Source organism: Chamaesiphon sp. OTE_20_metabat_361 (assembly GCF_031364565.1).
On the sequence record NZ_JANLWO010000138.1, the window covers coordinates 1 to 9,882 of the forward strand.

Sequence of the window (9,882 nt, forward strand, 5' to 3'; positions counted from 1 at the left end):
GTCATCGGAGTCCGACCTTCAGCACAGGGATGCGAATATGTCGAAATTTTGCGAGAATTAGAGCAGTTGTTGGCAGCCGCCGAGGTACTTGATGGGCATTAAAGAAGAAACGTTTTACGAAGGTGGCCCCCATATTGGGGACTTGATTTTTCATGTGGTTTTAATACCACTAATATTTTTTATCCCTTTGGCAATCGGAGCGATTGTTAGAGCAATTTGGTTGCGGTATAAAATTACCGATCGCCGCATTTCAGTCATTGGTGGTTGGATGGGCAAAGATCGTACCGATCTAGTTTATTCGGAAATCACTGACGCAGTAACTATCCCTCGTGGGTTAGGATTTTGGGGAGACATGGTAGTGACTCTCAAAGATGGTAGCCGATTGGAATTGAGATCGATCCCTCGCTATCGCGAAATTTACGACTATATCAACGAGCGGGTGATTGCCAAGACTGGCGTACCCCTGTTGAGCGTAACCGAGAAAGCCGAAGCTGCCACTCAAACCACCTAAATAGGGAATAGGGAATAGGGAATAGGGAATAGGGACGAACATTCTATCTCCTAATTCCCATTCTCTAACCCCTAACCTCTATCCCCTATCCTCTAACCTCTAGTTGACAATGGACTTTGGAATCGGATTTATTTCCAACAATATCATGCTGCCGATCATAGATTTTTTCTATGGAATCGTGCCTAGCTATGGGCTAGCAATTGTTGCGCTCACCTTGGTAATTCGTTTTGCACTCTACCCGTTGGGTGCTGGTTCGATTCGCAATATGCGAAAGACCAAAATCTCTCAGCCACTGATGCAGAAACGGGTTAAAGAAATTCAGCAGAAGTTTAAGGACGATCCGACTAAGCAACAGCAAGCAATGAGCGACGTTTACAAGGAGTTTGGCAACCCCTTGGCTGGTTGCCTGCCAGTGGTATTACAAATGCCAGTCTTGTTTGCTTTGTTTGCAACTTTGCGGGGTTCGCCATTCTCCAATGTCGATTACAACGTTAACTTACAAGTCGTTCCTAGTGGTCAAGTTGCTGAAGTTCAGCCGCAAGCATTTAACAGCGAACCACATAATATTTATTTTACGACGAACATTCACACGCCCGTCATTGCCGCTGTACCGATCGGGAATGTCGTGCCAGTCGGACAAAAGACGCAAATTGAATTCAAAGGCGTTGATGGTAAACCTTTTACTGAATTGACAGCTCAGTATCCTGACTCCAAACTTACCCCCGAGTGGACGGTAACGAAGGGAATGGAAAATGTCAAAATCACCCCAGACGGTCAGCTTGAAGCGATCGCGCCTGGAGATGTGACAATTAAAGGGACGATTCCGGGAATTGCGGCTAATACTGGCTTCCTGTTTATCGATGCCCTCGGTCACGTTGGCGCTGTCGATCCCGACGGTAAAATCCACTGGGATATCATCGCGATGATTGTTTTCTTTGGCTTGAGCCTGTACGTGAGCCAAAACCTATCAACCAACGCATCACCGACTCCAGCCTTGGCAGGTGGTGGCGAGAATAGCGCAGAGAAAGAACAAGCCCAGCAAGCTGTCAATAAATTCACCCCGATTATCTTTTCGGGAATGTTTTTATTCTTCCCCCTACCAGCCGGGGTGCTGATGTACATGGCGATCGGGAACGTGTTTCAATTAGGTCAAACCTATTTTGTCAATCGCGAACCATTACCGCCAGAACTTCAGAAACTTGTAGACCAACAAGAAAGCGAGAAGCCCAAGGATAATAGCAATCGCGAAGAAATCCCCTTCGAGAAAAGTAAGAAGAAGAAAGCAACGTAAATTAGGGGATAGGGGATAGGGAATAGGGTTTAGGGCGATTGTTGAAGTGCGTAATTCGTAGCTCGCAGCAATCTCAATCCTGCTGTAGAAAACAGAATAAGAGAAAATTCTTAAATCCCTCATCCCTATCCCCTATTCCCTATCCCCTATCCCCTAATCCCATGACCGACCAACGTCTAGACCGTGGTAAACAGTGGTTGGAGCAACTACTGAGCCTCTCAGGAATCGCTACTACTGTAGATACCCAGCAACCCGCAGGAGCGAGTGCGACTAACTACTGGCTGACGATCGATCCCAGTCCACTGACACCGACGCAGAAAGAACTCTTAGTCGGCGTTGAAGGTGCGACGATCGATGCGATGCAGTATATGGCTAACGCTAGCCTCAACATCCATCAAGAAGCAGATTTACAAGCCGGATACACGATCGAACTAGATGGCTATCGCCACCAGCGCGAAATTGCCCTCAGAGCGATCGCCGATGAAGCTGCCGAGCGCGTTCGCGCCACTGGCACCGAAGTTGCCCTCAAACCGATGTCTTCTGCTGAACGCCGTCAGATGCACACTTTTTTTGATAGCGACCCCAGCTATAGCGATCTTGCCACCTACAGTCGCGGTCAAGAACCCGATCGCCGATTGGTGATTAAATTAGCTCAACCTCCATCAGGCGAGGAGATTTAGAGTAGAGCATAACTCATGGAACCACTGTTTATTCCCCAACTTGCCAATCGACAAGACCGCACTCTTGAGGTGATTGTCGATAAGATGATTCCAGAATTTGATACCCTCACACCCGTTAGAGGCAAAATTATTGTCAAACATGGCGGGACATTTTTAGATGTCTCGGCACAGACAGAGACGATTGTGACCCTCAAATGCGATCGCTGTCTGCAACAGTACAATCATCGCTTGGTACTAGATACTAACGAAATCATCTGGTTGGAAGCTGAATCGATCGAACCAGCACGTCCTGGTCTGGAAGTTAAAAACGAGCTGGAGGATTTGGTAGAGTCACTGTCCCCCGATGGGCACTTTCAGCCAGAGTCATGGCTGTACGAACAATTGTGTTTATCTCTGCCACTACGCCAACTCTGTAATCGCGATTGTGCTGGGATTGCCCCGATCGGAACACCGATCGAGACTCCCGTGGAAATCGATCGAGTAGACAACCGTTGGGGTATTCTCGAAACCCTCAAACAGCAACTCGATCGCAGTTAATCGGACGGCGATCGCATGAGAGGGTGTCTGAAAAGGCTTTTCGGTGTGAATCGGAGATCTAAATCCCCCAAACCCCTTTCCAAGGGGTTTGGGGGATTTAGATCTTAAAACGCAGCAATTAGACTTTTCAGACATCCTCTGACTTATGACATCGCCCTGACTTATCCGAGTCAGGGCGATATTGTGTGGCAAAAATTAATTTATCTCAAGTACTGTTACAAATATTTATCTAAAATCCCCCAAAAAATGGGGATCGAGCTAAGGTGAGGTGGAGCACGATCGAACCTTACATCTACAGTATTTCCAATATTTATGTCTCTACAAAGCTTTGGTGTGATTGGTTTAGCTGTCATGGGTGAAAACCTCGCCCTCAACGTCGAACGCAATGGCTTTCCGATCGCCGTTTACAATCGGACGAAAGCAAAGACCGATAACTTCATGGCAACCCGCGCCCAAGGGAAAAATGTCGTAGCTGCGTATTCGATTCCAGAATTTTGTGCCGCACTAGAAACACCGCGCAAAATTCTGATCATGGTGCAAGCGGGCAAGCCAGTCGATCTCGTCATCGAAGAACTCAAACCCTTCCTCTCTCCAGGTGATGTGATTATCGACGGTGGGAACTCCCTCTTCACAGATACCGATAGACGCACTGCCGAACTCGAAAACTCTGGATTCACCTTTATTGGCATGGGCGTCAGTGGCGGTGAAGAAGGTGCGCTCAATGGCCCCAGTATGATGCCAGGAGGCACTGAAACCGCTTACCGCAACCTCGAACCCATTCTCACCAAAATCGCCGCTCAGGTCGATGATGGGCCATGTGTAGCCTACATTGGTAAAGGTGGCGCAGGGCATTACGTCAAAATGGTGCATAACGGCATTGAGTATGGCGATATGCAGTTGATTGCCGAAGCTTATGACTTACTTAAAAATGTTGGTGGATTAGACCACAAACAGCTCCACGAAGTATTTACGGAATGGAATAAAACTGACGAACTCAATTCGTTCTTGATCGAAATTACCGCTGATATCTTTAAATATATCGACCCCGCAACAAATCAACCATTGGTCGAAATGATTCTTGATGCTGCCGGACAAAAAGGCACCGGACGCTGGACAGTCCAAAGTGCCCTAGAGTTGGGTGTCTCGATTCCGACGATTATTGCGGCTGTAAATGCGCGGATTATTTCTTCAATCAAAACCGAACGGGTAAGTGCGGCTGCCGTCCTCCCTGGGCCAGAAGGCAAGTTTACTGGCGATGTCCAAGTATTTGTCAACCAAGTGCGCGACGCGCTGTATTGCTCGAAGATCTGTTCCTATGCTCAAGGGATGGCACTGCTCAGTGCTGCTTCGACAGCGTATGGGTACGATCTCAATCTGAGCGAAACAGCCCGGATTTGGAAAGGCGGCTGTATTATTCGCGCCCGCTTCTTGAATAAAATCAAAGATGCTTTCAAAACCGATCCCAAATTAGCAAATCTGCTGCTAGCCCCAGAGTTTCGGCAGACTGTTCTCGATCGCCAGACTGCATGGCGCGAAGTTATCGCCCAAGCAGCTAAAATGGGTATTCCCGTGCCAGCGTTTAGCGCATCACTGGATTATTTTGATAGTTACCGTCGTGCTAGTCTGCCCCAAAACCTGACTCAAGCGCAACGCGACTACTTTGGTGCCCACACCTACAAACGGATCGATAAGCCCGACACAGAGTCTTTCCACACCGAATGGACTAAATAATCACTCCTGATGGGAGTAGGGAGGAGATGAGATCTTCAGTAGCACTCAACAACTCCCCACTCCCGATCGACAACTTTCTGCTATCTAGTTGACAAATCCAATTAGAACGCGCATAATAAGGACTGTTGAATAAATGGGACTGTAGCTCAGTTGGTTAGAGCGCGCGCCTGTCACGCGCGAGGTCGCGGGTTCGAGTCCCGTCAGTCCCGTAAATCTAGGTTCACTCGATCGAAGCTTCTCATCAGATGAGAAGCTTTTTGACTATCGAATCAAATTTGGGAACCGCAGACTTAATGCTCGATCGAGTCACTGCGGAAAATACTGATGCCATTTGTTAAGAATCTAGCTATAACTGCGATCGGTTATCTAGACTAAGCAACTGGCCTCTCATATGCTACACCTGCAATTCATTCACCTCCTGTATCTCATCTTATTACTAGCTCCCGGTATTATCTCCGGGACGATCGTTACTTGGAAAACTCGATCGATCTGGGCCTTATTTATTACCATCGGTTTTTCCTTCGTCGGCTCGATCGCGATCGCAATTAGTACGATTTTATGTGGTAAACTCGTCGCCCCGTGGCTAGTAAGTTGGCTCGGTAGCTGGACGCAACTCATCGACTTCAGCCAAGCACCAGTAAGATCTGACTATGGTTGGTTAGGATCGTTGCCATTTTATCTATTATCATCCTTGCGTTACTCGATCGTGGCTCCAATTGGCACCGTTGCAGGTGCGACTGTGGCGGGGATGCTCATGTTAGTTCGAGATAAATTAACCCGTCAGGGCGGTAAATTCGATCCGGCTTATGGGTGGATTGCGGGATTTGGTAGTGCGATCGTCGGTGGTATCCTCGGTGTATGTTCGATCTTGCTCCTGTCGTGGCTGGGATGGCAAGGATTACTATTGGCACAAGATCTGCTGAGATCGCCAAATGGCTATTTCACGAATTTTGCTCAGATTGCCTGGGGCGTCTCGATTTTGGTAAATGGCTTGGTTTGTGGATTGATTAGTGCAATTTGCGGTATTAAGTTAGCGAAGCTGTTAATGTAAGGATTGGCGATCTCTCGAACTAAATTCGTACCCATCGGCGCGGATGGAAATTTGACTCGATCGAAGCTCAACGCATCGAGACAGCGACTTTGGTATAATCTGAAGGGGTTGGCAAAACGGATAGTGATTAATGATGGACGATCGAAATAGCAATACAACTCCCGTGCGGCTGAGTAATCGCGAAATTGCGAGACGCGGACAGATGCTCTACACTCGATCGATCCGCACTCAGGTAGAAACGCGGGAGCAGCTTGGCAATATTATCGCGATCGATATTACTACTAGTAACTATGAAATTGATGATAACTTGCTAGAAGCTTGCGATCGACTCAAAAGTCAATTTCCCGATGCGATTATTTGGGCAGAACGGATTGGATTTAATGCTGTTTATGCAGTGGGTGGTAGTTTGACAAAGGCGGAATTATCGTGATAAATGGCATTGTCATCGGACGACAACCACAAGTAAAAGTGATCGTGCGGATCTCTGGCTATCCCGATCTCGAAATCGGCTGTGTCATCAATACTGGATTTGAAGGCGCTTTGAGTCTGCCAGTTGCGGCTGTTGCCAAGTTACAACTGCCTTATGTGGCGAGTATCAATACCAATCTGGCAAATGATGAGAATACGGTCACGCCAGTGCATCGAGCGACAGTACTTTGGGATGGTGTCGAGCTAGAAGTACCCGTCTTGGCGATGGGGCGGCGTCCGCAAGTCGGCACATTATTACTAAATAATTGCAATCTCAATATCGATTTTAGCGATGGTAGTATTTTGAGTATTGACGCTTCACTTTGAAGCTCGAAAACAGACACTCAATATCTTTAAGACTGTAGGTTGGGTTTCGAGGCTCAACCCAATGCCCCCAGCTTTAGTTAAGGACTGTAGGTTGGGTTGAGCCGCGAAACCCAACGCTCCCACTTTGGTTAAGTATGCTCTAGTTTCATTCTTCAACTCATCAGTTTTCGGCAACTGTTGTAAATCTTCAGCCCAATGCCAGACGTGTTAATATTGTGTACGCAACGGTACACAATTTTCGTCAGGTAGAATATGCTACAAAAAATTGGGATGAGAGATTTTAGAGATAATTTAGCCAAATACCTCAGTTCTTCTGCTCCTGTGGCGATCCTGCGGCATGGGCAAACAGTAGGCTACTTTTTTCCGACCCAGCTACAGCCCGCCGAGTCAGAACAGGAATCTCTCAAACGTGCCGCAGCAGCCCTGGATACTCTTTTGCTAGAACATGGAATTGATGAAGACAGGTTGCTGGCAGAGTTTCACCAACTGCGCTCGCAGCAACTTTAGAGTCCATCCATGTCTAATCCTAAAAAAATTGTGCTTGATGCCAATATTGTGGCGCGTGCTGTGCTGGGTAAGAAAGTCCGAGATCTGATTCAAGAGTTTTCACTCACCACACAGTTTTTCACCCCAGATCTTTGCCTTGATGATGCTGTCAAATATTTGCCGATCCTGTTCCAAAAGCGCAATCTGCCACCTGATGAGGCTTTAGCTGTGTTGGCGGGTCTAATTCATCTAATTGAGATCGTTGATGCTGATGTCTATTCTGGATACGAAGTTGAAGCGAAGCAACGGATTGCTGCCCGTGATGTCAATGATTGGCCGATTGTGGCGGCTGCTCTGCTGTTAGATTGTCCGATTTGGACGGAAGACAATGACTTTTTTGGTTGTGGTGTCGCGATCTGGACGACCGATCGTATTCCGTTATTTCTAGCTGCATAAATTCAGATCGATCGCAATTGCACCATCACTACATCGATTTAATTCATAGGCTGCCAGTTGTAGGTAGTTAGGACTGTAGGTTGGGTTGCGGATGCAATCGCGCTGAGGTCTCCTCAGCGTGCGTTGCACCAAGCAGAGCCGCAAAACCCAACGCCCCCACCTTTGGTTAAGTGTGTTGGGTTTTATTCTTCAACCCAACCTACAGATCCTTACACTCCGCAACAATAAGCCTTTGTGCGGAGCAAATAAGCCAAAATTGTCGATACAATCAGGAGGCGAACAGAGTGGCAGTAATTTGCACTGTAAGCAACCAGTCCCTTGACAACACAATGTAGGTCAGACCCATTCTAAAACTTGCCTCAAATCATCAAATAGATAAGGATATTTATATGAAAACTAGAATTTTACTGTGTGCGGGATTATTGGCAATGGGAGCGACAATTACGCTAGGCTCTAACAGAGTTACGGCTAAGGGTTTAATCCAGAGCAACAGTCGCTCAATGCCGAAGAATGCGATCGTCTCACAAAAGAATGCTGAATATTACAGGCGTTCGGGCGTTGCAAAGCACGATCGTGGCAATTATCTAGGTGCAATAGCCGATCTCAATCGCGCTATCGAACTCGATCCTAATTTTGCTAGAGCATACTCTAACCGTGGCAATACCAAGGATGAACTTGGCGACTCTTCTGGAGCGATCGCCGATTATAATCGAGCGATCGAGCTTAATCCTAAGTATGATGGAGCATACCTTAACCGTGGAATTACAAAGTACAATCTCGGTGACTATCAAGGTTCAATCGCTGACTATAATAAATTACTCAAAATTAATCCTAATAATTCCGATGCTTACAACGCTCGTGGTGTCTCCAGAAATAAGCTTGGCGACTACTCCGGAGCAATCGCTGATTTTGATCGAGCAGTCAAAATTAATCCTAACAATTCCTTGGCACTTGACAATGCAAACGGAGTAAGGGCAGCTCTAAGGAGAAACCAAGAGCAGAATACATTGGACCATATAAATCGCGTCCAAAATGCTCAGACTTGTTGTAAGTAGTAGTTAGGACTGTGGTTAAGTGTGTTGGGTTTCATTCTTCAACCCAACCTACAGATCCTTGCACTTAGCAATTGACATCGGTGGTGATGGGTTTCTGCTCAAACATAAACCCCCGACATTTTTAGATATCGGGGGCTTGCTGTCTGTTCACTTAACTTTCTTGCATCAAAATTGTGGCAGGTAAGCGACTGAAGGCGAGATGGTCGTTTTGGACTTCGACAAAAATCGTATCGCCTTCCTTAAAATCACCGCGTAAGATTCCTTTGGCAATAATCGTTTCTAACTCTTTTTGGATCGTCCGTTTGAGCGGTCGCGCTCCATATACGGGGTCATAACCGACATTGGCGATGTAATCGAGTGCCGATTCGGCTAATTTGAGCGATAATTTGCGCTCGGCTAAACGTTTTTCGAGGCGGGCGGCTTGGATTTTGACGATGCTCCGCAGTTGCGTTTTTTGGAGGGTGTGGAAGATGATCGTATCGTCGATGCGATTGAGAAATTCGGGACGGAAGTTGCGACTGAGAGCTTCTAGGACGCGAGATTTCATCTCGTCGTAGTTGGAGTCATCGCCAGCGAGATCTAGGATATATTGAGAACCAATATTACTAGTCATGATAATCACGGTATTCTTGAAATCTACCGTCCGCCCTTGAGAATCTGTGACGCGTCCGTCGTCGAGGACTTGGAGCAGGACGTTAAACACGTCGGGGTGTGCTTTCTCGATTTCGTCGAACAGAATAACAGCATAGGGACGACGGCGGATGCTTTCGGTGAGTTGTCCGCCTTCTTCATAGCCGACGTAGCCGGGAGGCGCACCAATCAAGCGCGAAACGGCGTGTTTTTCCATATACTCGGACATGTCGATGCGGATCAGGGCTTCTTCTGCGTCGAAGAGGTAATTGGCGAGGGTTTTTGCTAATTCCGTTTTACCGACACCTGTAGGGCCGAGGAAGATGAAGCTGGCAATCGGGCGATTGGGGTCGGAGAGTCCGGCGCGGGAACGCTGAATCGCTTCGGCGACGGCGGTGACGGCTTCTTCTTGCCCGATGACGCGACGGTGGAGTTCGTCTTCGAGGTAGAGCAGTTTTTCCCGTTCGGTTTCGACTAATTTAGTCAGGGGAATACCTGTCCATTTGGAGATGATTTCCGCGATGTCGGCTTCGGTGACTTCTTCACGGAGGAGGGATTTGCCCGTGGTTTGGGATTGGGCGAGTTGGACTTCGGCGGTTTCGAGTTTCCGCTGGAGTTCGATGAGTTTACTGTATTTGAGTTCGGCGGCGAGATTGAGA

Annotated in this window: 12 protein-coding genes and 1 tRNA gene; 12 read left to right on the forward strand and 1 reads right to left on the reverse strand. The window is 47.5% G+C overall.

The annotated features are described in order from the left end of the window. Positions 1–91: 91 nt before the first annotated feature. The 12 genes from RMO35_RS03875 to RMO35_RS03930 all read left to right on the forward strand — a co-directional run bounded on the left by RMO35_RS03875 (position 92) and on the right by RMO35_RS03930 (position 8,593). Positions 92–511, forward strand: coding sequence for a PH domain-containing protein (locus tag RMO35_RS03875; RefSeq protein WP_309738687.1), 420 nt, complete (start codon positions 92–94; stop codon positions 509–511). Between the two features lie 109 nt (positions 512–620). After that, positions 621–1,802 (forward strand): membrane protein insertase YidC, encoded by a 1,182-nt coding sequence (yidC, locus tag RMO35_RS03880; protein WP_309738689.1) that lies wholly within the window; start codon positions 621–623, stop codon positions 1,800–1,802. 161 nt (positions 1,803–1,963) lie between these two features. Continuing rightward, positions 1,964–2,482 (forward strand): R3H domain-containing nucleic acid-binding protein, encoded by a 519-nt coding sequence (locus RMO35_RS03885; protein WP_309738690.1) that lies wholly within the window; start codon positions 1,964–1,966, stop codon positions 2,480–2,482. A gap of 15 nt (positions 2,483–2,497) precedes the next feature. Next, positions 2,498–3,019: a YceD family protein gene (locus RMO35_RS03890; RefSeq protein WP_309738691.1), complete on the forward strand. Its 522-nt coding sequence runs from the start codon at positions 2,498–2,500 to the stop codon at positions 3,017–3,019. 312 nt (positions 3,020–3,331) lie between these two features. Continuing rightward, entirely contained in the window at positions 3,332–4,750 is a 1,419-nt protein-coding gene (gene gndA / locus RMO35_RS03895; RefSeq protein WP_309738692.1) for an NADP-dependent phosphogluconate dehydrogenase, read from the forward strand. Positions 4,751–4,885: 135 nt separating this feature from the next. Continuing rightward, positions 4,886–4,959: transfer RNA gene (locus tag RMO35_RS03900), tRNA-Asp, on the forward strand. Positions 4,960–5,141: 182 nt separating this feature from the next. After that, entirely contained in the window at positions 5,142–5,801 is a 660-nt protein-coding gene (locus tag RMO35_RS03905; RefSeq protein WP_309738693.1) for a hypothetical protein, read from the forward strand. Positions 5,802–5,931: 130 nt separating this feature from the next. Further along, on the forward strand, positions 5,932–6,231 hold the full coding sequence (locus RMO35_RS03910; protein ID WP_309738695.1) for a hypothetical protein: 300 nt from the start codon (positions 5,932–5,934) through the stop codon (positions 6,229–6,231). Beyond that, positions 6,228–6,596: a clan AA aspartic protease gene (locus RMO35_RS03915; protein ID WP_309738696.1), complete on the forward strand. Its 369-nt coding sequence runs from the start codon at positions 6,228–6,230 to the stop codon at positions 6,594–6,596. The genes RMO35_RS03910 and RMO35_RS03915 overlap by 4 nt, the downstream gene beginning before the upstream one ends. Before the next feature lie 252 nt (positions 6,597–6,848). Further along, the gene (locus RMO35_RS03920) at positions 6,849–7,103 is read left to right on the forward strand and encodes a hypothetical protein (RefSeq protein ID WP_309738697.1); all 255 of its coding nucleotides are present in this window, start codon (positions 6,849–6,851) and stop codon (positions 7,101–7,103) included. A 9-nt stretch (positions 7,104–7,112) separates the two neighbouring features. Continuing rightward, complete coding sequence (locus RMO35_RS03925; protein ID WP_309738699.1) at positions 7,113–7,538, forward strand: PIN domain-containing protein; 426 nt, start codon at positions 7,113–7,115, stop codon at positions 7,536–7,538. A 500-nt stretch (positions 7,539–8,038) separates the two neighbouring features. Continuing rightward, positions 8,039–8,593 carry a tetratricopeptide repeat protein gene (locus RMO35_RS03930; RefSeq protein ID WP_309738701.1) on the forward strand — a complete coding sequence of 185 codons (555 nt, stop codon included), beginning with the start codon at positions 8,039–8,041 and terminating at the stop codon, positions 8,591–8,593. A 151-nt stretch (positions 8,594–8,744) separates the two neighbouring features. On the opposite strand, the gene RMO35_RS03935 is transcribed toward RMO35_RS03930, so the two are convergent. Continuing rightward, positions 8,745–9,882 (reverse strand): AAA family ATPase (locus tag RMO35_RS03935; protein WP_309738703.1); only part of this gene is annotated, 1,138 nt, incomplete at its 5' end.

Bases quoted from the DNA above. Each gene is read 5' to 3' on its own strand.
- RMO35_RS03875 (WP_309738687.1), top strand. From the start codon at position 92: ATGGGCATTAAAGAAGAAACGTTTTACGAAGGTGGCCCCCATATTGGG.
- yidC (WP_309738689.1), top strand. From the start codon at position 621: ATGGACTTTGGAATCGGATTTATTTCCAACAATATCATGCTGCCGATC.
- RMO35_RS03885 (WP_309738690.1), top strand. From the start codon at position 1,964: ATGACCGACCAACGTCTAGACCGTGGTAAACAGTGGTTGGAGCAACTA.
- RMO35_RS03890 (WP_309738691.1), top strand. From the start codon at position 2,498: ATGGAACCACTGTTTATTCCCCAACTTGCCAATCGACAAGACCGCACT.
- gndA (WP_309738692.1), top strand. From the start codon at position 3,332: ATGTCTCTACAAAGCTTTGGTGTGATTGGTTTAGCTGTCATGGGTGAA.
- RMO35_RS03905 (WP_309738693.1), top strand. From the start codon at position 5,142: ATGCTACACCTGCAATTCATTCACCTCCTGTATCTCATCTTATTACTA.
- RMO35_RS03910 (WP_309738695.1), top strand. From the start codon at position 5,932: ATGATGGACGATCGAAATAGCAATACAACTCCCGTGCGGCTGAGTAAT.
- RMO35_RS03920 (WP_309738697.1), top strand. From the start codon at position 6,849: ATGCTACAAAAAATTGGGATGAGAGATTTTAGAGATAATTTAGCCAAA.
- RMO35_RS03925 (WP_309738699.1), top strand. From the start codon at position 7,113: ATGTCTAATCCTAAAAAAATTGTGCTTGATGCCAATATTGTGGCGCGT.
- RMO35_RS03930 (WP_309738701.1), top strand. From the start codon at position 8,039: ATGCCGAAGAATGCGATCGTCTCACAAAAGAATGCTGAATATTACAGG.